The following is a 25,568-nucleotide window of genomic DNA, read 5'->3' on the forward strand; positions in this document are numbered from 1 at the left end:
CATGTGTGCTTGTCGCTCTTTTGGGATGATGGCTGGGATGGAACGGCCCTCTGGGAAATTTCACTCCCCTCATCGTCCTAGGGCTCGCTGAACTTCTTTCAGCCACTAACTGTTGGTTCGCATTCAAAGCGCAGAAGCGCCGGTCCCACCGATGAATCACCATCATCTTTGCGCGTGAACCGTGGGATAGTTGAGGGCATGACTCAGCCTCCGTCAGACTCCACACCCGTGAATCGCTACGAATCGACTACTGTCTGGAACGCAGTCGACGCCTACTTCACAACTCGTCTGACCCCGGAGGACGCCGCCCTCGTGGCTGCGCGAGAATCCGGGTCGGAGACGACTATGCCCAACGCCGAGGTCGCCCCGAACCAAGGCGCTTTCCTCGGTCTGCTCGCCCAGATCGCAGGTGCGCGCCGGGTGTTGGAGTTCGGGACCCTGGCCGGATACTCGACCATCTGGTTCGCCCGAGCGGTCGGTGCAGATGGACAGGTCGTGACCTTGGAACTCGAAGACCAGAATGCCGAAATCGCGCGAGCGAACTTCGTCCGAGCGGGCCTGGAGGATCGCATCGACGTCCGTGTGGGGCCGGCAGCTCAATCCGCACAGCAGCTCATCGCAGACCAGGTCGCGCCCTTCGATCTGGTCTTCATCGACGCCGACAAGCCGAACAATCCCGTCTACCTCGATGCGGCACTGGCTTTGACGAAGCCGGGCGCTGTCATCATCATCGACAATGTCGTTCGCAACGGCGCGGTGACCGACGAGGACAGCGACGACTCGCGAGTGCAAGGAGTGCGGACCGTGACACGCGACATCGCCATCCGCCCCGACCTCGATGCCACTGCGCTCCAAACCGTCGGCGTCAAGGGCTGGGACGGACTCATCATTGCAAGGCGACGCTGATCCTAAGCCGAACGCCCGTCCCCGGTTCACCTTCTACACTTGTTCCGATGTCTAAGAACAAACGCACCAAGAAGTCAGCGAAGTCCGCCAAGCGCAAACCGCAGGGCAATCCGGCCCTGCGCAACCGCAATGTGCAGCCTTCGGCCGCGACCGAACGTTCCCTGCAGCAGCGCTTCACCTCCTGGTACCTGGACCAGCCCGGATCCGAGGACTCGGCCGGGGTGACCGCCCTGCTCGAGGGCCTGTTCCAGGTCGCCCCAGATTTCCGCAACTCCTTCGGCTCCCCCGCCAGCCTGGCCCTGCCCACCGCGGACCTGGTCGTCGAGATGGCCACGAGCGATCTGACCGGCTCGGGCCATCCCGAGGTGGAGATCGCCGTCGCACTGCACAGCTATCTGCAGTTCCTCCAGCTCGCGCGCGAGCCCCTGGTCAACGCCGCCGAGGTCGCCCAGGGCATCGCCGCACTCGACGCGATCATCACCGACGCCGAGGCCACACAGTCCCTGTCCGCCTTCGCACCGGCCACCGCGCAGGCCGGCTCACAGGCCGCCGCCGAGGTTGCCGCGCCGGGCCAGTCCCTCGGAGCCTTCGCCCCGGCCGAAGCCTCGGCCGCAGCAGCAGACGCTGTCGCCCCGACTGCACCCCAGCACACCGCCCCGGCCCTGAGCCGCACGGACGTCCGCGAGCTGCCAGGCGAGTTCGCAGACACCCCGGCCGAAGTTTTGCTGCGCGATCTGAATGCCACCGCGCCGGTGGCCGCCGTCGCGGGACTGCTGGACTGGCTGGGCAAGGGCAAACCGGTGACCTCGACCGGGGCGCTGCGCCGGGCCGATATCGAACCGGTCGCGGCCCTGCTGGGTATTGCGGCGGCCGGTGTCGCCAAGGTTCCGGACGGGGCAGCCGGAGATGGCACAGCCGAGCACCCGTTCCAGGTCAAGACCATGTGGGAGCTCGAACCGCTGGCCGCGTTCTGGGTCGCACTCCAGGAACTCGAGCTGCTGGAGCTGACCTCGACCAAGGCCCTGCCCGGTGCCGGGGTGGCGCAGTGGAACGAGGCCGATCCGGACCGTGCCGCGGCGATCCGCACGGATCTGCTGGCCACCTACGTCGGAACGCTGCTCGAATGCGAGGACGAGAAGCTCAGTGCCGAGGACCGGCGGCTGGCCGAGGACGCCTCGCGCGAGGTCCGCGCCATCCTCGTCCAGGCCCTGCGCGCAGGTGCAGCCCCTGCACAAGCTCAGACACAGCGCGGCGCCCAGCTGCTGGAACGCCTGCACGCGGACGGACTGCTCAGCGGCAATGGGGCGCAGGCCACCGAGATCCCCGCTGGAGTGAAGTTCGCCGCTGCGATCGCGGTCGCCAACCTCGCTGCTTGATATTCCAGAGGCCCGCACGAACCAGAACGTGACCGTTCTGGTTCGTGCGGGCCTCTGTGCATCCGCTAGGCGGAATACACGACTTCCCCTCCGATCACCGTGGACACGACCTTCGTCTCCTCGATGCCGGCCGGATCGATCGTGAACACATCATTATCCAAGGTCGTGAAGTCGGCCAGCATGCCCGGCGCCAACACGCCCACCGCGTCCTCCCGGCCCACCGCATAGGCGGAGCCGTAGGTGTAGGCGCGCACCGCCTCGGCCACGGTGACGCGTTCGGCCGGTCCGAAATCCGCGCCGGCGGAGGTTTTGCGGTTGACCAGGTCGTGAATCGACTTGAGCGGATTCGCATCGGAGACCGGGCTGTCGGTGGAGCCGGGGACCACGATGCCCGCATCCAACAGCGAGCGCATCCGGTAGGTGCCCGCCGCCCGCTGCGCGCCGATCGCTGCGATGATCCCGTCGCCGAACTCGGAGACGAACACGCCCTGGGGCACCGGCACAACGCCGAGTTCGGCGGACCGGGCGACCTGTGCATCAGTGGTGATGGCGAAGTGTTCGATCCGGTGGCGCACGGTGCGCGGGAACTCCCGCTGGGCGTACGCGAAGGAGTCCAGTGCATGGTCGACCGCACGGTCGCCGATCGCGTGGATCGCCACCGACCAGCCGGCCCGGTGGTAGGACAGCACCAGGTCCGGCATCTGGGCGGGGTCAACGACCATCACCCCCGTGTTCTCCGGCTCCCCGCAGTAGCACTCGTGCACGGCGGCCGACCGGCCGATCAGCGAGCCGTCGGAGACCATTTTGACCGGGCCCAGCCGCAGTCGGTCGTCGCCGAAGCCGGTGCGGATCCCCAGGTCCAGGGTCCGCATCCCCTCTGCGTTGATCTCCAGGCCGTGCAGCACCTGGTGGAAGGGCATGAGGGTCTGGCGGGGACGCAGCACATCGGTGGCCACCGCATCCTGGTAGATGTCGAGGATCGGTGCATTGAGGCCCAGCGCGCCGCCGAGCACCACCCCGGGTTCGGTCAGGCTGGTCAGCCCGTAGGCCACGGCCTGATCCGAGGCCCGGCCCAGGTTGGCCAGCGCCTCGGCCTTGCTCACCTGGGCGGATACGAACTGGATCGGGTCCTTCGCCGATTCCTGTAGCAGGCCCTCCGCCAGGCCGGCGGTGTCGCGGAACACGCGGCCGCCGGCGATGTCGGGGAAGCCCAGCCGATCCGGGTAGCCCGCCAGTTCGAATGCCCGGGTGTTGGCCACGAGCATGTGCTTGGAGACGTGTTCGAGGATGACGGGGTGGCCGGCGGACACCCGGTCGATGTCCTCGGCGGTGGGGTGGTCGCCCAGCCGGTTCTGGTCGTAGCCGACCCCGCGCACCCACTGCCCGGCCGGGAGTTCGGCGGCGCGCGCGGCGACGGCGGCGTACACATCGTCCAGGCTCGTCACATTCGGGTAGCGCAGGTCGATGCTGCCCAGGTGTTCGCCGGTGCCCATGGTGTGGTGGTGGGCGTCGTGCAGGCCGGGCACCGTCACGGCCCCGCCCAGGTCGCAGGTGGTCCGGGCGCTGAACCCGGTGAGGTCGGCGGCACTGGCGCCGAGGGCCAGGATCCGGCCGCGGTCCACGGCCAGGGCGCCGGCCCTGGGCGCTGCGGCATCGCCGGTGACGAAATCGCCGGTGAAGATGGCGTCGATTCTCATTTCCGTTTCTCCTTACCCGGCACTACGCCGGCTTGGGTTTGGGTCGGCGGGTGACCAGTGCGTAGAGCACCAGCGCCAGCAGGGTGACGACGATACCGCCGGCGAAGATCGACCGGGTGCCCCCGGCCTGGGCCAGGCTGCCCAGCAGCAGCGGCCCGAAGCCGGTGCCCAGGTCCATCACCAGGAAGTACGTGGACACGGCCACGCCCATCCTGGCCGGGGTGGAGCGGTTGACCACGATCGTCTGGATCGCGGGCATGAGCGTTCCGAAGCCCACGCCCAGGAAGCCCCCGGCGACCAGCACTGCGGCGGGTCCCTGTCCCACCGCCAACAGCAGCAGGCCGCCCATCGCCAGGACCAGCATGGGGTAGACGACCAGGTCGTCGCCCCTGCGGTCCTGCACCCGGCCCAGCACCAGGCGGGCGGCCAGGGTCGTGGCGGCGTAAACGACGAAGAACCAGCCGGCCAGCCCCGGCAGCCCCAGTTCCGTGGTGTGGGTGTCGAGGAAGGCCAGGACGGAGGCGAAGGCGATGCCGCCGATGAACATGACCCCGGAGATCGCCACTGCGCCCGGTTCGATCACGCTGCGCAGCGAAAGCCGCCATTTATCGGCCACCTCCTCGCGCGATGGGGTGCGTTCGGGGACCTTGAGGAAGATGACGAAGACCCCCGCGATGAGCGAGGACGCGGCGGCCGCGGTGAACAACCAGTCGTAGCCGACCGAGTGCACCAGGGCCACCGCCACCGCGGGTCCCGCTGCCGAGGCCAGTGACCCCGCCACGCCGAAGTACCCGGTGCCCTCGGCACGGCGGGCAGCCGGGATGAGTGATTGGGCCGCGACCATGAGCACACTATGGCTGAAGCCGTAGACGGCCCCGTGCAGGAAGCGCAGGGCGATCAGCAACCAGATCCCTCCCACGGCCTGGTGCACCAGGGCCACGCCGATCGAGGCGACCAGGGTGATGAGCAGCGCCCGTTTGCGGCCCACCAGGTCGATGTACTTCCCGGCGAAGATCCGGCCCAGTACGGAACCGGTGATGAAGGCGCTCGATGCGAGCCCCGCCAGCGCCTGGCCGGTGTGGAACCGGGTCAGGGCGTAGCCCGCCATGGAGGTGACCAACAGGTAGAAGACCATGCACAGGAAGAGGTTGACGAAGATGGCGAGGACGAAGTTCCCGGTCCACAGGCGGTGCGGTTTCACAGATATCCGGTTTCAACGGGTGGAGGATGGTTGATTGTGATCTGTTACATATTCATACCATAACTTGAGAAAACATTCACACAACAGATGCGTTAAGAATCCCCCGGTCAGCGGCCATATGTACCGATTCGAACCCGTCCTGAAAATCTGTTGACTCCGTGTTGCGCATCACATAGCGTTATTGCGCAACAGCCCACCGCAGTCTTCCACCGACACCCTCAAGGATGCCCATGGATTCCAAGCGCCCCACGATCCGCGACGTCGCAACCGCGGCCGGAGTCGCGGGCTCCACCGTGTCGCGCTACCTCAACGGCACCCTCGACCTCAAGCTGGAGACCGCCGGTCGGATCGACGCCGCGGTAACCGCCACCGGTTACCAGCGACCGGCGGGCCCGGCGAACCCGGCAGCGCCCACCGCGGACGCCGCACCCACGATGTCGGCCGAGCCCACAGCACCCACCGGCCGTGAGCCGCAGCACTCCTCCCCCGTCCTCGGCCTCATCGTCCCCGAGGCCCTCAACCAGTACTTCGCCCAACTGGTCCACGAACTCTCCCAGGCCGCCCATCGGGCCGGCTGCGAACTCATCGTCAGCATCGCCTTCGACCAGCCGGCACGCCAGGAGGCCCTGGTGGACCTCTTCTCAGGGCTCGACCTGGCAGGGCTGTTCTACATCGGCACCCACCATGCGAACCCTGCGCTCACCCGCGCCCTGGCGGCAGGCCTTCCCGTGGTCGTGCTCGATGACGAGCAGGCAGGGTTGACCCGGGCCGCGCAGACTCCCGCCACCGACCTGGTCGTCCACGACGACTACGCCGGCGCATTCCAAGCCACCAGCCACCTGCTGCGCCTGGGCCACCGCAAGATCGCCTGCGTCATCGGACCGGACTCTCTGAACTCCCAGGCCGAGCGCTTGCGCGGATACTCCGCGGCTCTACTGACCGCCGGCGTCGACCCACACGCACAGCTGATCATCCGGGGTCCCTTCACACAGAACTTCGGGGCCTCGGCCCTGCCGCACATTCTGGCCCACGAACCCACCCCCACCGCGGTTTTCGTCACCAGCGACATCAGCGCGCTGGGCCTGCTCGACGTGGCCCGATCCATGTCGGTCGATGTCCCAGGACAGCTGTCGGTGGTGGGGTTCGACGATGCCCCGCTCTCACGACATCTGCAGCCCGCGCTGAGCTCTGTGCACGTGAGCTTGCGGGAGATGGCCAGGACCGCGCTCGACCTCATGACCGCGCGCCTGGCCGAACCGGCTACCCCGCCGACGCACGTCGTCGTCCCCGTCACCCTGGCCACCCGCGCCTCGAGTGCGGCATTCGCAGAACCCATCACCGACCCGAAGGGGCAACCGTGAGCATCAGAGTGTTCAGACCACGGCCGGACGGCCACCGACCCCGGCACCGCACCCGTCGGCTGGCAGCCGCCCTGGCCGCTGGAACCTCGGCCCTGGCGCTGGTGCTGACCGGCTGTTCGCTGGGCGCCCAGCCCGAGGGAGATACGGTCAGGGCCAGGTTCTCCGCCGACCCGACCACCTTCGACCCCGCTCTGCTGACCGCCGGCGACGACTACTACGCCGCGCGCATGCTTTACGACACGCTGCTGCGCTACGACGACAAGGGCAAGATCGTCGGCGGGCTGGCCCAGGACTGGAAGATCGGTTCGAAGGGCGGGACCGTCACCCTGCGCGATGGCGCCACCTGTTCCGATGGCACGCCCATCGACGCGGACGTGGTCGTGAAATCCCTGCAGCGCTTCGTCGACCCGAAGACCAAGTCGGCCATGAAGTCACTGTCCTTCGGGTCCGGCGACGTCACGGTGTCGAAGAAGGACGCGAAAACCGTCGACATCAAGGTCAGCGAACCCTTCGGCGAGATCGAACCGGGCCTGACCGTGATCGGCTCCGGTATCGTGTGTCCGGCCGGCCTGGCCGATCTCAAGGGCCTCAAGGCCGGCACGGTGAACGGCGCCTTCTCCGGCCCCTATTCCGTGACCGAGGCCAAACCCGGCATCAACTACCGGTTCAAACTCAACGCGGACTACGCCGCCTGGCCGAAGTTCGCAGCGGATCTGCCCGGCAGGGTGCCCGGCACCCTGGACTTCTCCGTGGGCGCGGACACCTCGACGAACGCCAATGAGATCCTGGGCGGGTCGCTTGATCTGGGCGTCGTCAGCCCCACCGACACGGATCGGTTCCAGAACGTCGCGACCATCATCATCGGCGAACAGTATGTGGTGTTCAACCAGGCCGACACCAGTCCGTTCAAGGACGAGAAGCTGCGTAAGGCCGTGGGCCAGGTGCTGCTGAACAAGAACTACAACCAGATCGCCTACGCGGGCAAGAGCGACGATCAGCTGACTGTGGGCGATAAGAACATGCAGTGCGCCAATACCGACGCCTCGCTGCTGCAGAAGTACGATCCGCAGGCGGTCAAGGACTCTGGAGTGCTCAAAGGCGTGAAGATGAAGTACGCGGCCTCGAACTCCTTCGGACCCGGCGGCATCGGTGCGGAGTACATCTACCAGGAGCTGGAAAACGCCGGCGCCGACGTGGACTACGCCCTGACAGACAACGCCACGTGGGCCTCCCTGGTACTGGGACCGGAATCGGACACATGGGACATCACCCTGTTCGGCACCGTCAACCAGACCGTCACGCTGTGGACCTCGGTCAGCCGGCTGATGGGCGTGCCGATCGAGGACGGCGGCCGATCGATGACACGGGCGAAGAACCCCGAGGGCGAGAAACTCGTCACCGAGGTCATGACCTCCGACGACGTCGAATCCAAGTGCCAGGCATATCAGAAGCTGCAGGCGAACTTCCTGGGCCGCGCCGATGTGGTCCCGCTGTCCGGTTCGGCGACCTTCTACGCATCGCGGGCCGGAGTGGAGTACCTGACGCCGAACAACCGCCAGGACTTCACGACCATCCGCATCACCGACTGATCCATCGACGAAGCGCAAGGTTGACCACTATGAAAACAGACACCCTTCAAGCCGACAGCCGGCTGTTCTCCGTCATCCCACCCTCTCTCATACCCAGTTGGTCGACGACCCCGTGGGCCAGATTCGCCTTCCGCAAGGTCGGCACTCTGCTGTTGTCCTTCATCATCCTGATCTTCGTCACCTTCCTCATCGTCCAGCTGATCCCGGGTGATCCGGCCCGGCTGGTGGCTGGACTCGAGGCCGATCAGGCCCAGGTCGAACAGGTCAGACGGGACCTGGGCCTCGACGCACCCTGGTGGGTGCAGTTCGGCCACTACGTGCAGAACATCTTCAACGGCTCCCTGGGCTACTCCTACCGGATCGGAACCGTGGGCACGCAGATCCTGCTACGCGCGCCCTACACGCTGATCGTCGCCTTCTCCGCGATCGTCATCACGCTCCTCGTGGCCATCCTGGCCGGTATCGGCGTGGCCGTGCTGACCAGGGCCGGACGCCGCCGCTGGCTGGACGTGGCGTTCAGCTGGGTCACCGCCTTCATCGATGCGATCCCGGTCTACGTCCGCGGCACCGTGCTCATCATCGTCTTCGCACTGAGCCTGAGTGTCCTGCCGGCAGGCGGGGCCCAGAGCGCGTCCTCGTTCGTCCTACCGATCATCGCCCTGTCGATCGGCCCGGTCTGCTCGCTGTCGCGGGTGGTCCGCCGCGAGGCCGAAAGCGCCTTCGAATCCGACTTCATCCGCACCGCCGAGGGCTGGCGCCTGTCGCGCAACCGCATCAACTTCAAGTATCTGCTGCCCAATGTGGCGACCTCGGCACTGACCATGTCCGGCCTCATGCTCTCGGGCATGATCGGCGGGGCGCTCATCATGGAGCAGGTGTTCTCCTGGCCGGGTCTGGGCACCAGTGTCGTCAACGCCATCATCAACCGCGACTACCCGGTGGTCCAGGGCACCATTCTGGTCCTCGGCATGGTCGCGGTGATCATCAACATCATCATCGACATGGTGCTCGCACTGATCGATCCGCGCACTCTGACCCCCGGGAGCAACTCATGAGCCAGTCCATCTCCCCCGTCCCGGCCAAGGCGCCCGCAGCCCCGGACGGTCCTACGCCCGCACCGGGCAGGGCCACCGGCGCGCGCCGCCGCGGCAACGCCGTCTTCTACGCCGGCGGCATCATCCTGCTGGTCTTCATCGTGCTGGCCATCATCGGCCCCATGATCTTCCGCGGGCCGGCCACCACGATCGATGCGCTCAACACGCGCAGCGGAGCCGGTGGCGACCATCCCTTCGGCACGGACGGGTTCGGCCGCGATATCTTCGCCCGCGTCATGGTCGCAGCCCGCCTGACCCTGCTGTTGACCTTCGGCGCCAGCCTCATGGCACTCATCATCGGCACGCTGATCGGCGTATTGGTGTGGCTGGTGGGCTCCAAACTGCGCGCGGTGATCTTCCAGATCAACGCCGTGGCCGTGGCCTTCCCGTCGATGATCCTGGCGCTCATCGTCGCCGCCATCATGGGTCCGGGCTCGCTGTCGGCCATGGTCGCCGTCGGCATCGCCGGGATCCCGGCCTACATCCGCCTGACCGCGAACCTCTCGGCCAAGGTCGTCGGCGAGGACTTCGTGAACATGGCCGACCTGCAGGGTGTCAGCCGGCTGCGCATGGCGGTGCGCCACATCCTGCCGAACATCGCGATCCCGCTGTCCGTGGCCGCGGCGAACTCCACCGCGTTCACCCTGGTCGAGCTCTCCGGCCTGTCCTTCATCGGCCTGGGAGTGCAGGCGCCGGACTACGACTTCGGCCGGATGCTCTCCGACGGCCTGGGCGAGATGTCCGGCCAGCCCTGGGGCGTGCTGGGTCCTGCCATCGCGATCACCCTGTTGGGCCTGGGCATCATGCTCTTCGGCGATGGTCTGGCCGCCATGATCGATCCACGCGTGGCCGCCCGTTTGGCCGCTGCCAAGGCCGCCGGACGGGCCCGCCGCCTGGGCGCGGCCTCGACCGGTGCCAAGGCCTCTGCCGCCGGGGCACAGGCCGACGGATCCGAGCCGGCGGGAGTCACGGTCCGCGACCTGACCGTGGCCAAACCCGAGGCCGACGGCACCACGACCCCGCTGGTCGACGGGGTGTCGTTTAACATCGCGCCCGGCGAGATCCTGGGCATCGTGGGCGAGTCCGGATCCGGTAAGTCGCTGACCGCGATGACCCTGGCAGGACTGCCTGCCTCCGGCTTGACGGTGCGCGCCGAAACCCTGCGAGTGGGACGGATGGACATGCTGGGGGACAACTCCTCCGCCGAACTGGCAGGCGCCGTCAGCCTCGTCTACCAGGATCCGATGAGCACTTTCAGTCCTTCCCTGAAAATGGGCACGCAGCTGACGGATGTGTTCTGCCGCCACCTTGGCTGGAGCAGGGCGAAGGCCCACTCCGAACTGGTCAAGGCGCTGCAGGCGCTGAGCACCCCGGACCCGGAGCGAATCCTCAGCCTGTATCCGCATCAGCTCTCCGGAGGACTGCTGCAACGCTGTTTGATCGCCCAGGCCGTGCTACTGAACCCGCGGTTGCTCATCGCCGATGAGCCGACCACGGCACTCGACGTGTCCGTGCAGGCCGAGGTGCTGCGCCGAATCTACCAGTTCCGGCGCGACTCCGGGGCCTCCGTGCTCTTCATCTCCCACGATCTGGGCGTCGTCGAAGCGCTGTGCGACCGCGTCCTGGTGATGTACAAGGGGCAGGTCGTCGAGGAGTTGGCACCCGAACAGATCAGGACCAGGCGGGTGGAGCACCCGTACACGCAGCAGCTGCTCGACGCCGCCCTGTACCTGACCGAGGTGGACGGTGCGCACGGGCAGGCGAGCGCACCGGCCGACGGACAGGTCCAGCAGCGGGAAGGGAACAGGTGAACGCCATGACGGAGAACATCCTGGAAATCCACGAGGTGACCAAGCGGTTCGGCCACGGCATCTTCGCCAAGACCGTGCTCGACAGGGTCTCCCTGCTCATCCCCCGCGGCACCGCGGTGGGGCTGGTGGGCGAGTCCGGCTCGGGCAAGTCCACGATCGGCAAGATCGCCTGCGGCGTCTACGGCTTCGACGGTGGTTCGGTGCAATTGGCGGGGCAGACCTTCGAAAAGGGCGATCCGTACAAGAAGGCCGCTCGCGGGACGATCGCCTACATCCCGCAGAATCCCTTCTCCTCGTTCAATCCGCGCCGCACCGTGGGCCAGTCCCTGGTCGAGGCTCTGGACCCGCGAGCTCCCAGACCGGGTTCGCGCCGCGCCGAGCTGGTCCGGTGGCTGGATCGAGTGGCCCTGCCGGCTGACAGTCTGGAACGCTACCCACACGAGTTCTCCGGCGGGCAGCGACAGCGCCTGGCGGTGGCCCGCGGGCTCCTGCGCGATCCCGAGTTGGTGGTCGCCGATGAGATCACCTCGGCCCTCGACGTCTCCGTGCAGGCCCAGGTGCTCCAGCTGCTGGACGAGCTGCGGGCCGAGCGTGATTTCTCCCTCCTGTTCATCTCCCACAATCTGGCGGTGATCCAGAACGTCTGCGATGAGGTGCTGGTGATGAAGGGCGGGGCGATCGTCGAGTCGGGACCGACCGACCGCATTCTGTCGACCCCGGAGAACCCCTATACTCGGCACCTTCTGGACTCGATCCCGGGCTCGCCCGGGTTCAGCCTGGAATCCGCCTGAAGCCGGATGCCCATGCGGGGAACGCCGCCTAGACATCCGACCACGACCACACAGACACGACAGCAAAGGAGCACCCATGACTGACCCCGCTTTCGACTACTCCGCCTATGGCCCCGGCGCGGGCCCGGACTCGGGAACCGACGCCGCGGTACCCTCGGCTCCGGCCGTCCAGGTCTTCGCCAACGCCCGCGTGTTCACCGGCGAGGGGTTCTCCGCACCCCAGGACGTCATCGTCGACCACGGCAGGGTGGCGGGCTTCGCCCCTGCCGGCCAGGGAGCCCGCGACGCCGCAGCGGCTGCCACCGCCGGCGCCGAACTGGCCCAGACGATCGACGTGGGCGGGGCCCATTTGCTGCCCGGGTTCACCGAATCCCACGGCCATCCCGTGGGCTGGGGCCTGAACAAGCTGACCCTGGACCTGCGCCCGGGCTCCGTGGGCAGCATCGCCGACGTCCTCGCCCTGGTGGCCGAGGCCGTGGCCGCCCGGGCGGCCGGGACGGGTGCCGGTGACGATGGGGCCGGCGCCGGGAAGTGGATCGTGGGCACCGGCTGGGATGAGACCTACTTCGCCGAGGCCCGGATGCCGACCCGCGCGGACCTGGACTCGGTGGCCCCGGATGTCCCCGTCTACATCGAGCGGACCTGCGGGCACATGGCGGTGGTGAACTCGGCGGCCCTGGCGGCCTCGGGCATCGACGATGACACGGCCGATCCGGACGGCGGCAAGCTGGTCCGCGATCCCGCAGGACACCTGACCGGACTGGTGCAGGAGGATGCGAAGGGCCTGCTGGCACTGCCGGCGGACACCGTGGCGGATATGGAGCACGGTTTCGCGCTGGCGCAGCAGGATTTCAACGCCTGGGGCGTGACCACGGTCAACGACTGCCTGGCGAATCCGGACACCATGCGCCTCTACCAGCGCTTCCACGACGCCGGCCGGCTGAGCGTGCGGATGCGACCGTGGCTCTACGCGATTCCCCTGTCGGGCAATGTCGGGATGATGGACGCCGCTATCGGCGCCGGTGTGCAGTCAGGGTTCGGCGATGACATGCTGCGCATCCAGGGCGTGAAGTTCCAGCTCGACGGCTCGCTGGGCGGCAAAACCGCTGCCACCTGCACCCCGTACGAGCACACTCACGACACCGGCATCCTGACCCACCCGACCAGCAGGCTGACCGAGGCGTTCGGACGTGCGGCCCGCGGGGGCCTGCGGATGGCGATCCACGCGATCGGCGATGCGGCGATCGGCCAGGCGCTCGAAGCCCTGGAGGCGTCGGGCGAACTCGACTGGGTCAAGGCCAACCGGGTGCGCATCGAGCACTGTTCCCTGCCCACCGATGCACAGCTGGACACGATGGTCGATTGGGGGCTCATCGCCTCGTCGTCGATCAGCTTCGTCTACCACCTGGGCGATTCCTATCCCGAGGCGATCGGCCAGGACCGCCTCAACCGCCTACTGCCCCACCGCACCTATATCGACCGCGGGATCGTGGCGCCTGGCAATTCGGACCTGCCGGTGACCAATGGCAATCCGTGGGAGGGCATCTACGGCGCGGTCACCCGCACCACCCGGTCCGGGCGCGTGCTCGACGAAGCCCAGAACATCACCCTGGCCGAGGCCCTGGCCATGTACACGAGCAATGCCGCCTACGGGAACTTCGAGGAGGACCGTGCCGGGGCGGTGGCCCCGGGCAGGTTCGCGGACTTCCAGATCCTGCAGGACAATCCCTTCGACCTGGCCCCCGAGGCCTGGCTGGACCTGGCGCCCTCGCACGTCTTCCTCGGCGGTCGCCAGGTGCTGTAGCGGGCGCCTGCGGCGCGCCGGCTCATCCACGTAACCGGCTCATCCACGTAAACACCATCTGAGCGCGGGAACTACCTGCTACAACAGGTAGTTCCCGCGCTCAGATGGTGTCTGCGCACCGGGATGGTGTCTGAGCATCCTGCGATACGTGCAGCTTGCACGCGTGCATTATGCATGTATATGCTCGGGGTATGAGAACACATGGTGAACAGGTAGCCGAAGCGCTCGGAGTCATCCTGCAGCGCGATGTCCGGCGGAGGATGTACACCCAGCTGACCGAAGGGCTGGGTGAAGGAGTAAACGAATCCACCTATCCGGTTCTCAGCGGCTTGGCCCGCTCGGGCCCCGCAACAGCGAAAGAACTGGCGGGCACCGTCGGCTTGGACCGCTCAGTGGTCTCCCGTCACGCGACTGCGCTGGAGACGGCGGGACTCATCACCCGGGGCACCGATCCGCGTGATGTGCGGTGGACTCAGCTGTCACTGTCGACAGCGGGAGAGGAAGCCGTGGCAGTAATGCGCTCCCGCCTCACTCGTTTGATGGACGAATTCCTCGAGCACTGGCCGGCCGATGCCCAGGAACAGTTTGCCACGATGATGAGCGCATTCACGCAAATCGGCCCGTTCGCATGAGTACAGATGATCGGCTCAGCCCGCAAACCCGCAAAGTGGTGCTCGCACTGGTCTTCGGTGCAGTACTCCCCTTGCTGGACACGAGCATTGTCAACATCGCCGTCCATTCCCTCAGCGGGGTATTCGGGGCCCCTGTTGTACGAACCCAATGGGTGATCACCGGTTACGGACTCGCCTCGGCGCTCGCGATCCCGCTGAGCGGTTGGGCAACGCGCAGATTCGGAGCCGCCCGGGTCTGGATAACGGCGCTGGCCGCATTCACGATCACCTCAATCCTGTGCGCGAGCGCATGGAGTATCGAATCACTCATCGCCTTCCGCCTCGTACAGGGCCTCGCGGCGGGTTTCTCGATTCCTCTTATGCAGACCCTGATGGTCACCAGTGCGGACAAGGCCCAGGCCACGCGCGCCATGACCGCCGTCGGACTACCCGCCATCATCGCTCCGGCGATCGCACCTCTGCTCGGCGGAGTACTGCTCGATGTGTTCGGGTGGCGCTCGATCTTCCTGATCAATGTGCCCATCGGCATCGCCGCGGTCCTCCTGGCGCTGCGCCATCTGCGCCGCGGACCAGCCGATCATGCGACACGCTTCGACTCCATCGGCTACCTGCTCCTCGCTCCCGGACTGCTGGCCGCCGTCTATGGACTGACAACCGTCGGCCCGCAGGCGTCACGGATCGGCTCCGTGTTGCTTTTCGCCGGGGCACTGCTCATCGCAGGCTATGTACTCCACACCCGACGCGTTCCCTCACCGCTGGTGGACATCACCCTGTTCATCCGGAGATCATTCACCTCGGCTTGGCTGACGCTTGTGATCGCCAGCATCGTCTTCTACGGAGGGCTTTTCCTCATCCCCCTGCACTACCAGCAGAACTTCGCCTATACCGCGTTCGCCGCCGGCCTGCTCCTGGCACTGCAGAGCGTCGGAGCCTACTTCAGCAGGATGATGATCAATCGGCTCACCGGACGGTGGGGAGCCTGCGCCACCGCCTATCTCTTCATTGCCTGTGCCGTTGTCGGCACTCTGCCCTTCGCCGTTCCGGTCGGACAGACCGCCGGGTGGCCGATAGTCCAGGGCGTCGGACTACTGGTCCGCGGTGGCGGCATCGGGGCGTTGACGGTCCTGACCATGTCGGCGACCTATCACCAGCTCACCCCGGGCGAGGTCGTCCACGCCAGCACTGTGAGCCGACTGGCGACCCAGCTCGGTAGCGCCCTAGGAGTGGTCGTCTGCACGATCCTCATCGCCATCACCGGTGGAGTACAATCCACGACTTTCCTGTACCTCACTGCATTCACCGCGCTCATGGCCATAACAGCAGTCTGGTTGCCGCGTGGCCCGATCGTGCGGAAGTAACTCCGACGACCTCTAACGCATCAAAGCAGCCGAGACACCAGGTGAGCGCGGGAACTACCTGTTGCAACAGGTAGTTCCCGCGCTCATCTGGTGTCCGCGCGCCAGGATGGTGTCCGCGCGCCACGATGGCCCCAGCATGCCGTCACCACCACAGGTAAACACCCAACACCTGACTTATTCATCGGGGTTCAGCCACCGGCAACCCTGCCGCCACCTTCCCGGGCGAGGATGGGCCGGTAACCACCCCCATCCACAAAGGAAACTCTGTGACGCCCGAAAACCGCACCTTCCGTCCTGCACGGCATTCGCACCCGCACCGCTGCCGCCGGCATTCACCCCTGGCGCCCCGTCCCCTACTGGCCGCCGCTGTCAGCCTCGGCCTGGTGCTCAGCCCCGCCATGGCCAGTGCCGCGGCCCTCCCACAGGACGCAGCCCACGACCAGCAGAGCACTCCGGCCACCGCCGCCCCGGAATCCGACCGGCAGGGCGAAACGGACAAGAAGTCGAACGAGTCCACCGGCATCGATGCTCCCGCCGCAGAACGCAAGGGAGACGACCCGACCGACGAGTCCACGGAAAACGACACGACCACACAGCCCGAAGACAACGCCCCGGCCGATCCACCAACCGAAGACGACTCCGCGGACCACCAGACCGACGACGCGGACCCGGCGACCCCGGGACTGGGGAAGTCGAAGCCGGGAGCCCCTGTGTTCAACCCCGGCCCCAAGGGCAAGCAGGCGCCGGCGCCGGAGGACGCCCGCGACCAGTTCGCCGAAAGAGACGCCGCAGGCGGTCCACGCACGGCGGCCCAGTTGAAGAAGACGACGAAGACTCACAAGGCGCGGTCCATCGCCAAGCTCGACTCCCCCAAGGCCGCTGCGAAGCAGACGATCAGCCCCCTGGACGGACTCCTGCAGATCACCGAACTGCTGCCCGACTCCACCAATGTCAACGGCTCCGACGGCTATGAGTACGTGGAAGTCCACAATCCGACGGATCAGTCGGTGAGCATGGCGGACTTCGACCTGCGCTACCTCTACCCGGCGGCCGACTTCACGATTGACTCTGCGGCCGTCTGGCGGCTGAGCGACCCCGCCGCCCAGATCCCCGCCGGCCAGTCGCTCATCGTGTGGATCAAGAACGGCGCCAACGACGATAAGACGACCAAGGACTTCACCGACTTCTTCAACTCCCGCAAGCCCGAACCCACCGAGGGTGAGGACCCGATCCCGGATCTGGACCCCGATTCGATCAATCTGGTGACGACGTCCACCGGCGGCATGGCCAACGGTTCCCCGCGCGGCATGGAGATCCGCACCAAATCGGGCACCACCGTCAACCGGGTCTTCTACAACATGAACGGCGCGAACGACGTCGCGGCCAATCAGGGCATCCAATACGCCTACGATCCGGACAAGCCCGCCACCGGTGTGCTGATCGGCCACACCGAAGCCACCCCCACCCGGGTCGCACCCGAGCAGGTGCCGACCGCGCCCCTGCACTGGCCGGCCGACGCCTCGGCCCCGGTGATCGACGATCGGACCCCGAAGGAATTCGCCGCGGATGAGGACGCCGTCTTCCGCTTCACCGTGACCGACGATGTGCTCACGCGCAAGGTGACCCTGCGGCTGAAGTCGAACGCCGATCAGGACTTCACCGCATACAACCTGGTCGCCGAGGCCGCCGGCGGCCAGGAGTCCGGCGGCCAGGACGGCGGCCCGGCGGCGGGCGGATCGGCCACGACCTACACCTTCACAGTGCCCAAGGCGGATCTGCTGGGCAAGCGGTCCTTCGACTACGAGCTCACGGCCGGCGATGGCGCCCACGAGGCGAAGAAGGCCGGTACCGCGAAGGTCGCCGGCGCAAATGATGCCCCACTGCGGCTGAACCTGGAGGACGGGCAGTTCGTCTCCGGACCGACCCGGGTAGCGGCCGCCGGCGACGGTTTCCCCGGCACGGCCAAGCTCAGGGTCACCGCCCCCGATGGCAAGGTCACGGATCTGCAGACGGAATCGGAGCTCGAACGCGAGCCCATGTTCGTCTTCGAGGCCAGCCAGACCGACGATTACTTCCGCAACGGCGTCGTGGTCGACGGCAAGGTCGTCAACGTCTTCGACCGCGGCCTGTACTCCGACTGGGGCACGATCGAAACCGCCATACCCTTGGAGGCGATCAAGGACGGCAAACTATCGGCGGCGATCTACGCGGGAACCAAGGCGAAGACCGATATCGACCCGGATGAGAACAACGACGACTTCGTCGTGCGCAATGTCCGCCTGCTGCTGCCCGACGGCCGGACCCTGCGCCCGGCCGGTTACGACGATCCCTCGGTCGAACTGCAGATGGGCGATTCGGCGGGCAAGATGGACTTCTTCGATGCGCAGTTCGAACTGCCCGAGGACGCCGAGCACGCCCAAGCCGCGGTCTGGGACACCACGGGCACCGGCGACGGGGACTACACGGTGACCGCCACGGACGATTCCGGCAATGAGGTCGGCCGGAAGGTCACCGTGGACAACACCGCCCCGCAGATCTCCACCGAGCAGGCCGAGGGCAAGCTCTACCAGGGGAAGTTCGACCTGGACGCCGAGGTGACCGATGCGGGTTCCGGCCTGGCGCAGGACGGGGTGCACGCAACCCTCGACGGCCAGGACATCGAACTGCCGCACAGCACCAGCAGCCTGGACCTGGCGCCCGGTAAGCACACCTTCACGGTGCACGCCCGCGATGAGCTGGGCAATTCCAGCAGCAGGGAGATCGAGTTCTCAACCCCGGAGGAGAACCCCTTCGCCGAGCTCCTGACCCCCGACGGCTCCACCGCCCGGACCAAGGACGCGCGCTTGTCCGCGAAGGTCACCGACCCGACCAAGGACGAGCTGCGCGTGGAGTTCCTGCGCGGCGAGCGCCTGCGCTTCGATCGGGACAACGACGGCGCGGGCAAGATCGCGGCCGCCTCCGGCAGTGTGCGCGACGCCGACCAGGCCGAGCGCGAGGACGGGCAGGAGCTCACGGCCGGCCAGGCGACTGTCAGCGACGACTCCCTGCCCTACAACTCCTTCGACGTCGAGGTCCCCCAGGGCGCCGACGCCGCTGCCAAGGTGCGCGTGGCCTGGGCCGGCCGCGCCAACCCCGGCGCCCGGGTCCGACTCCTGGTCTGGGACGCCGAGGCGGCCAAGGGCAAGGGTGCCTATGTCGAGGTGGCGGCCCAGCTGGCCGCAGCCGAGGACGGTGAGGGCGACGCAGGCGACGCGGCCAAGGACGGCACGACCTCGGCCGGGGACGGCACGACCTCGGCTGGGCGGGTGCACCTGGAGGCCCTGGTCCCCGTCAAGGGCCATGCGATCGAACGGGACGGCAAACAGGTGGTCCGCGCCCTGGTGCAGCACTCAGTCGGTTTCTCGGGCGAGAACCTCTCGGATCGCGACACCAAGGTGAAACCCGCGCACAAGGAGGACACCCCGCGCGATCAGTACGACTTCACGCTGGGCTGGGAGACCGATACGCAGTACTACAACGCGAGCTATCCCGCCCGGCAGAAGGACATCCACACGTACTTCCTGGACCGGCGCGCACCGCTGAACCTGCAGTACATGTTCCACACCGGCGATATCGTGGACAAGTCCAAGCAGGAATACCAGTGGGAGAACGCGGATCCGGAGTACAAGCGCCTCGACGACGCCAAGCTGCCCTACGGCGTATTGGCAGGCAACCACGACGTGGACCAGCAAGCCAGTGACTACACGGACTATGCACGCTATTTCGGCGCGGACCGCTATCAGGGCAATCCCTGGTACGGCGAGTCCTTCCAGGACAACCGCGGTCACTACGATCTGATCTCCGCCGGCGGCAACGACTTCCTCATGCTCTATATGGGCTGGGATCCCACCGATGAGGGCATCGCGTGGATGAACGAGGTGCTCAAGAAGTATCCGGAGCGCACCGCGATCATCAATATGCACGAGTTCATGATGACCACCGGGGGCCTGGGCCCCGTCCCGCAGCGGGTGATGGACGAGGTCGTGGCGAAGAACAAGAACGTGCGGATGGTCCAGTCGGGGCACTACCACGACGCCTTCACCCGCAAGGACCAGTTCGACGACAACGGGGACGGCACACCCGACCGGACGGTCAACACCGTCCTGTTCGACTTCCAGGCCCTGCCGGAGGGCGGCCAGTCGTATCTGCGCCTGCAGCACTACGACAACCAGAACCGGACGATGACCTCGCGCACCTTCTCGCCGTATCTGGCCGACTACGACTCGGATGATCCGGCGCTGGAGGAACAGCACCAGGAGTTCACGATCTCCTATGACGAATTGGGCCTGCACCCGCAGGACAAGACGCTGACGACCGATTCCTTCACCGCCGATGTGCTCGGCGGCAATATCGCCGGGGCCGGGCTCGACTCCGGGCGCACCTTGCGCACCGGTATGCCAGGGGACCCCGGGGAGAAGGCCGGTGCGACAGGACGGAAGAAGAAGGCACTGGCGCAGACGAAGGAATCCGATCCCTCTTTGCTGGCACAGTTCGACAAGGTGGAGTCCGGTTCCACGGTCACCGCGAAGCTCGAGGACGTCGAGGCCGGACCGCTGAGCTGGTATGTGCGGGTGACCGATGACAACGGCGGGGAGTTCCTCTCCGATATCCGCACGCTCGAGGTCCGCGCTGACGAGGGTTCGGACGAGGACGGCTCCGGCGGGGATTCCGGGGACGCGGACGGCAATGGCTCCGCAGAGCCGAGCGAGCCGAACGAACCGGGGACGCCCACGTCCGGGCCCGAAGAGCCGGGCGACGAGGGTTCGGGGTCGGATGGGCCCGGGGCCTCCGGGAACGCGGACGGTGCTAACGAGGCCTCTGCCGGGGATGCGGCGCGCCCCGGCGGCAGCCTGCCTGTCACCGGCCCCGCCGCCCTGGGCCTGGCCGGTCTGCTGGGTGCGACGCTGCTGGGCCTCGGCGCCTGGTTGGTCGCGCGGGCTCGTAGAAGGCGCTGAGCCGGAGCCCAGACACCACCCTGGCGCGGGAATCACCTGTTATAGCAGGTAGTTCCCGCGCCACGGTGGTGTTTATGCGCCAGGGTGGTGTCTGTGCGCGAAGACACTAACCCGCCAGCCGGGGTGCCAACACGCCCCCGCCGGTCAGCCCCGCGGCGGCCCGGTGCAGGCAGTCGATGAAGGCGCGGTCGGCGGCGGGCTGGCGCGGGTTCTTCAGGGTCGCGGCCAGCAGTCGGGTGGTCGGATCCCCCTCCAAGGGCACGACCGCGATCGAGGCCGGGACCAGATGGCGGATCGACTCCGGCAGGATGCTGGTCCCCACCCCGGCCGCTACGAAGCCCAGCGCGGTCTCCTGGTGGACGACCTCCTGGACGGTGTTCGCCTGGCCGGCGCAAGGTCCCAGCGCCAGGGCCACGCGGTCGACGAAGCCGGTCATCTTCTCCCGTGGATAGGAGATCATCGGCACCCGGGAGATGTCCCTGGCCGACACCCGCTTCCGCTGCGCCAGCGGATGGGTGATCGGCAGGCAGGCGACCAGGCGCTCGGCGTAGACGACCTCGGTGACGATCTCGCTCGAATCGTCCTCGACCTCATCGCGGATGATCGCCACATCCAGTTTGCCCCGCAGCAGCTCCGTCCGCTGTTCCCCACTGGTCAGCGGCGCCAGGTTCAGAGCGACCTTGGGCCGGGATTCCCTGAACAGGGGAACCACGCCCGGCAGCACGGTGTAGTTCGCCGAGGAAACGAATCCGACGGCCAGCGTTCCCGCATAGCCGTCGGCGAATTCGCTCAGCTCATCCACGCTGTCGTCCAGATCTTCGAGGATGGAGGCCACCCTGTCCTGGAAGCGCTTGCCCGCGGCGGTCAGTTGGACGTGGCGGGTGGTGCGTTCGAAGAGTTTGACCCCCAGTTCGCGCTCCAGCCGGCTGATCTGCAGGCTCAGCGGGGGCTGGGACATGTGCAGCGACGCGGCGGCCCGGCCGAAGTGGAGTTCCTGGGCGACGGCCATGAAATAGCGCAGCTGACGAAGTTCCATGCGAGGAATATTAGGTGTCACAGATCACGGGAGTGTTACAGGCATATTAAGACGCAAACGCTATCAATCGGCATCCAAATCGGTATTTGACCACAGTCGGATTCCGGGGGTTTGCTTGACATCGACACACGTCAACGAGACCCGGATCACCCAGACGGATCACTCGACCGGATACCCGAGGAGACCACCATGACGGCAGAACCCACCACCTCCACCCAGGCCCCCACCGAGATCGGCTCCGCGCCCTCCACCGACCCAGCACAGATCCAGGCCCTGGAAACCGCCCCGCAGGGCACCAGGATCGACCTGCTCTACCTGGACGAGCCCCAGGTCATCGCAGCCGGCATGAAGGACATGGCCACGTGCATCGACGTGATGGAGGAGGTCATGGTCCTCGTCGCCCAGGGCGACTACCGGATGGCGGGCAACTCCGCGAACTCGCACGGCGCCCAGATCTCCTTCCCCGCCTCCAGCCCCTTCCCCACCATGCCCGTGGATGCCCCCGACCGCCGCTTCATGGCCATGGCCGCCTACCTGGGCGGACGCTTCGACACCGCCGGGGTGAAGTGGTACGGCTCGAACGTCGACAACCGGGAGAAGGGCCTGCCCCGGTCCATCCACATGATCGTGCTCAACGACAAGGAGACCGGCGCCCCCTTCGCCATCATGTCCGGCAATCTGGAGAGTGCCTACCGCACCGCGGCCGTCCCCGGCGCCGCCGCCCGCAAACTGGCCCCGGAGAACGCGAAGGTGCTGGGCATCATCGGCCCCGGCGCCATGAACAAGTCCGCCCTGCACTCCATGACGGTGGCCCGCCCCAGCCTCGACACCGTCAAGATCTACGGCCGCCGCCGCATCACCAGCGAGACCTTCGCCGAATACGTCAGGGAGAACTACCCGCAGTTCACCACCATCGAGATCGTCGATTCCGTTGAGGGCGCGGTGCGCGACTGCGATATCGTCTCCGAGGCCGTCACCGGCCTGGTCGGCTCCGAGAACTACCCCTACATCGACGGGGAGTGGATCAAGCCCGGCGCCTTCCTCAGCCTGCCGGCGAACCTCAAGATGGACAAGGAGTACACCCTCTCCGGCAAGGCGCGCCTGCTGTGCGACGCCAAGAAGATCTACGAGGCCTGGGCGGAGGAATACCCCGCACCCAGCCACGAGACCGCCTTCGGGATGATCGGCCTGTATTGGCAGGACCTGATCGATGCGGGCGAATTGGACCCCGAGCGCGTCGTCAACGTCGGCGATGTGTTCGCCGGCCTGGCACCGGGCCGCGAATTCCCCGAACAGCCCGTGCTGTTCTCCGTGGGCGGGATGGGCGTCGAGGACGTGGCCTGGGGCAAGACCGTCTACGAGTCCGCGGTGAAAATGGGCATCGGCACCAAGCTCAACGTCTGGAACACCCCCGATCTGGCCTGAGAGGACGACGCACAGTGGCAACCCCCGCAAGCACTTCCGACAGCACCACCTACGCGATCATCGGCGCCGGCCTGGCCGGGGCCTCGGCCGCCTGGCATCTGGCCCGCACCGGGGCCGAGGTCGTCCTGCTCGAACGCGACCGCCCGGCCAGCGTGCTCGGCAGCTCGCACGGCTCGGCGCGCATCTTCCGCTACGCCTACCCCGACCCGTTCTACGCGGACCTGGTCGTCCAGGCGCGCACCGCATGGGACAAGCTCGAGGCCGAATCCGGCCGGCGGCTCATCACCCCGTCGGGCTCCCTTGACTTCGGAGCCGTGCGCGATCCGCACGCCCTGGCCAGGACCCTGGAGTCCGTGGGCGTCGAGCACGAACTCCTGTCCGCTGCGGCGGCGCAGGAGCGCTGGCCCATGCTCGACTTCGACACCGATGTGCTCTGGCACCCCGGCGCGGGCGTGATCGACGCGGAGTCGACCGTCAACGCGATGGTCGAGCTGGCCTGCGCCGCCGGCGCGACGCTCAAGACCGATTGGGAGGTCGCCTCGGTGACCCGCGGCCCGCGCGCCGGCTACACGCTGACCTCGGCCACCGGTGAGACGATCTCCGCCGCCGAGGTCATGGTCGCCGCCGGCGGCTGGCTGCCCCGGCTGCTCGGCGGGCTGGACCTGCCTGCCGGGTTCGCCGACCGGCTGCCGGAGTTCGAGGTCAAGCAGGAGAACGCCTACCACTTCCCCTATGCCGACCCCGCGGCCACGGGCGAGACCCCGGCCGGCGGCTCCACCAGCTGGCCCACGTTCATCTACAAGGGCGAGTCATTCCAGGCCTACAGTCTGCCGGGCGGGCGCGATGCCGACTTCCGCGGGCAGAAGATCGCGGAGTACAACGGCGGCAAGGCCATCGACTCCGCGGCCGACCAGGACCGGCTGATCGATCCGGTCAACCGCGAGCGCGTCACCGGTTTCGTCCGCGAGTTCGTGCCGGGCCTGGAGACGACGCCCTATGCGGAGACCACGTGCCTGTTCACGAATGTGCCGCGCGACGATATGATCATCGACCGGGCCGAGGGCATCACGATCATCAGCCCGTGCTCGGGACAGGGCGCGAAGTTCGCACCGCTGTTCGGCGAATTGGTCGCCGACCTGGTGGCCTCGGGAGTGACCCATGAGCGGTTCAGGGCCGATCACCAGCGATTCGCGGTGGCCTGAGATGAGTACATCCGAGATGAGTGCATCCGAGATGGGCACGCCTGGGATGAGTGCGCAGAACGTGGCGCCGGCCGATGTCCGCGATGCCAATGCGCTGCTGGCCGAGATCGCGGGCATCGGGTGCGATGAGGTCCGCGGCGGGTACTCCCGGCCGGTATTCGGCCCGGCCGAACTGCGCTTGCGCGACTGGTTCGCCGGCCATGCCAGGGCCCTGGGCCTGGATGTGCACACCGATTCCAATGGCGTGATCTGGGCCTGGTGGGACACCGGCGACCGGGCCGACGCCGTGGTGACCGGCAGCCATCTGGACTCGGTGCCGGGCGGCGGCAACTTCGACGGGCCGCTGGGCGTGGCCTCGGGACTGGCGGCCGTGGCGCGGCTGCAGGAGGCGGGATTCCGCCCGGCCCGGCCGATCGCAGTGACCGTCTGGCCCGAGGAGGAGGGTTCCCGCTTCGGACTGGCCTGCCTGGGCTCGCGCCTGGCCACCGGGAGTGCCGACCCTGACACCGTGCGCGCCCTGTCCGACGACTCCGGCGCCTCCTTCGCCAGGGCCGCCACCGAGTCCGGGGTCCTCGACCCCGCCACGATCGGCCCCGACCCGGCTGCCCTGGCCCGCATCGGCGCATTCGTCGAGCTCCACGTGGAGCAGGGCCGGGGGCTCGCCGACCTGGACCAGCCGGTGGCCCTGGGCGGGGCGATCCTGGCCCACGGGCGCTGGCACGTCACGCTCACCGGCACCGGCGACCACGCCGGCTCGACCCGGATGGCCGACCGGCACGACCCCGTGTTCGTCGCCGCCGGGCTGATCCGCGCGGTGCGCTGCCAGGCCGCTGCCGTCCCCGAGGCGCGCGCCACCGTGGGGCGCCTGCAGGTGACCCCCGGCGGCACGAACGTCATCGCCTCCCGGGTCGACGCCTGGCTCGACGTGCGCCACCGCGATGACGCCACGGTCCGCGGGATCGTCTCCGCGATCGAGGCCGCGGCCGGGCAGGCGGCCCGCGCCGAGGGCTGCACGGTGACCGTCGCAGAGGAGTCCTTCAGCCCCGCTGTGGACTTCGACGCCGGCCTGCGCGCCCGGCTGCAGTCGGTTCTGCCCGATGCCCCGGTGCTCGACACCGGGGCCGGCCACGATGCCGGCGTCCTGGCGGCCGCCGTGCCCACCGCGATGCTGTTCGTGCGCAACCCGACGGGGACCTCGCACGCCCCGGCGGAATCCGCCCGCCCGGTCGACGTCGAAGCCGGCGTCGCAGCCCTGACCAGGGTGCTCGCGGCCCTGGCCGGCTGACCCCGA

Annotated in this window: 17 protein-coding genes; 14 read left to right on the plus strand and 3 right to left on the minus strand. The window is 67.6% G+C overall.

Translation table 11 applies throughout. The features are described from left to right. Positions 1–228 precede the first annotated feature (228 nt). Entirely contained in the window at positions 229–906 is a 678-nt protein-coding gene (locus tag NQ038_RS07635; RefSeq protein ID WP_257062287.1) for an O-methyltransferase, read from the plus strand. 47 nt (positions 907–953) lie between these two features. Continuing rightward, positions 954–2,282 carry a hypothetical protein gene (locus tag NQ038_RS07640; protein ID WP_257062288.1) on the plus strand — a complete coding sequence of 443 codons (1,329 nt, stop codon included), beginning with the start codon at positions 954–956 and terminating at the stop codon, positions 2,280–2,282. Positions 2,283–2,347: 65 nt separating this feature from the next. Here NQ038_RS07640 and NQ038_RS07645 read toward each other — a convergent pair whose 3' ends face one another. Next, positions 2,348–3,979, minus strand: a complete 1,632-nt coding sequence (locus NQ038_RS07645) for an amidohydrolase (protein WP_257062289.1) — start codon at positions 3,977–3,979, stop codon at positions 2,348–2,350. Positions 3,980–4,001: 22 nt separating this feature from the next. Further along, complete coding sequence (locus NQ038_RS07650) at positions 4,002–5,180, minus strand: MFS transporter (RefSeq protein ID WP_257062290.1); 1,179 nt, start codon at positions 5,178–5,180, stop codon at positions 4,002–4,004. Between the two features lie 230 nt (positions 5,181–5,410). Here NQ038_RS07650 and NQ038_RS07655 point away from each other — a divergent pair, with 230 nt between their 5' ends. The 9 genes from NQ038_RS07655 (at position 5,411) to NQ038_RS15620 (ending at position 20,614) form a co-directional block, all read left to right on the plus strand. Continuing rightward, positions 5,411–6,541 (plus strand): LacI family DNA-binding transcriptional regulator, encoded by a 1,131-nt coding sequence (locus tag NQ038_RS07655; protein ID WP_257062291.1) that lies wholly within the window; start codon positions 5,411–5,413, stop codon positions 6,539–6,541. Continuing rightward, positions 6,538–8,130, plus strand: a complete 1,593-nt coding sequence (locus NQ038_RS07660) for an ABC transporter substrate-binding protein (protein WP_257062292.1) — start codon at positions 6,538–6,540, stop codon at positions 8,128–8,130. The genes NQ038_RS07655 and NQ038_RS07660 overlap by 4 nt, the downstream gene beginning before the upstream one ends. Before the next feature lie 29 nt (positions 8,131–8,159). Further along, entirely contained in the window at positions 8,160–9,185 is a 1,026-nt protein-coding gene (locus NQ038_RS07665) for an ABC transporter permease (protein ID WP_257062293.1), read from the plus strand. Further along, complete coding sequence (locus NQ038_RS07670) at positions 9,182–11,035, plus strand: dipeptide/oligopeptide/nickel ABC transporter permease/ATP-binding protein (RefSeq protein WP_257062298.1); 1,854 nt, start codon at positions 9,182–9,184, stop codon at positions 11,033–11,035. Before NQ038_RS07665 ends, NQ038_RS07670 begins: the two co-directional genes overlap by 4 nt. Before the next feature lie 5 nt (positions 11,036–11,040). Next, positions 11,041–11,826 carry an ABC transporter ATP-binding protein gene (locus tag NQ038_RS07675; protein WP_257062300.1) on the plus strand — a complete coding sequence of 262 codons (786 nt, stop codon included), beginning with the start codon at positions 11,041–11,043 and terminating at the stop codon, positions 11,824–11,826. A 76-nt stretch (positions 11,827–11,902) separates the two neighbouring features. Further along, complete coding sequence (locus NQ038_RS07680) at positions 11,903–13,630, plus strand: amidohydrolase (protein WP_257062301.1); 1,728 nt, start codon at positions 11,903–11,905, stop codon at positions 13,628–13,630. 191 nt (positions 13,631–13,821) lie between these two features. Further along, positions 13,822–14,262, plus strand: a complete 441-nt coding sequence (locus NQ038_RS07685) for a MarR family winged helix-turn-helix transcriptional regulator (RefSeq protein ID WP_257062302.1) — start codon at positions 13,822–13,824, stop codon at positions 14,260–14,262. Then, positions 14,259–15,620, plus strand: coding sequence for a DHA2 family efflux MFS transporter permease subunit (locus NQ038_RS07690; RefSeq protein ID WP_257062303.1), 1,362 nt, complete (start codon positions 14,259–14,261; stop codon positions 15,618–15,620). Before NQ038_RS07685 ends, NQ038_RS07690 begins: the two co-directional genes overlap by 4 nt. A 266-nt stretch (positions 15,621–15,886) precedes the next feature. Further along, positions 15,887–20,614: a metallophosphoesterase gene (locus tag NQ038_RS15620; protein ID WP_257062305.1), complete on the plus strand. Its 4,728-nt coding sequence runs from the start codon at positions 15,887–15,889 to the stop codon at positions 20,612–20,614. A 106-nt stretch (positions 20,615–20,720) separates the two neighbouring features. Here the strand turns inward: NQ038_RS15620 and NQ038_RS07700 are convergent, their stop codons facing one another. Further along, positions 20,721–21,650 carry a LysR family transcriptional regulator gene (locus tag NQ038_RS07700; RefSeq protein WP_257049031.1) on the minus strand — a complete coding sequence of 310 codons (930 nt, stop codon included), beginning with the start codon at positions 21,648–21,650 and terminating at the stop codon, positions 20,721–20,723. A gap of 189 nt (positions 21,651–21,839) precedes the next feature. Between NQ038_RS07700 and NQ038_RS07705 the strand changes: the two genes are divergently transcribed. Genes NQ038_RS07705 through NQ038_RS07715 form a run of 3 tightly spaced genes read left to right on the plus strand, consistent with a single transcriptional unit; the run spans position 21,840 to position 25,562 of the window. Then, positions 21,840–23,075 carry a tyramine oxidase subunit B gene (locus NQ038_RS07705; protein ID WP_257059055.1) on the plus strand — a complete coding sequence of 412 codons (1,236 nt, stop codon included), beginning with the start codon at positions 21,840–21,842 and terminating at the stop codon, positions 23,073–23,075. 14 nt (positions 23,076–23,089) lie between these two features. After that, complete coding sequence (locus NQ038_RS07710) at positions 23,090–24,277, plus strand: FAD-dependent oxidoreductase (RefSeq protein ID WP_257059053.1); 1,188 nt, start codon at positions 23,090–23,092, stop codon at positions 24,275–24,277. A gap of 16 nt (positions 24,278–24,293) precedes the next feature. After that, positions 24,294–25,562 carry an allantoate amidohydrolase gene (locus NQ038_RS07715; RefSeq protein ID WP_257062306.1) on the plus strand — a complete coding sequence of 423 codons (1,269 nt, stop codon included), beginning with the start codon at positions 24,294–24,296 and terminating at the stop codon, positions 25,560–25,562. The last annotated feature ends 6 nt before the right edge of the window (positions 25,563–25,568 follow it).

Source organism: Brevibacterium sp. 50QC2O2, from assembly GCF_024580675.1.
In the GTDB taxonomy this organism is placed as follows: Bacteria; Actinomycetota; Actinomycetes; order Actinomycetales; family Brevibacteriaceae; genus Brevibacterium; species Brevibacterium moorei.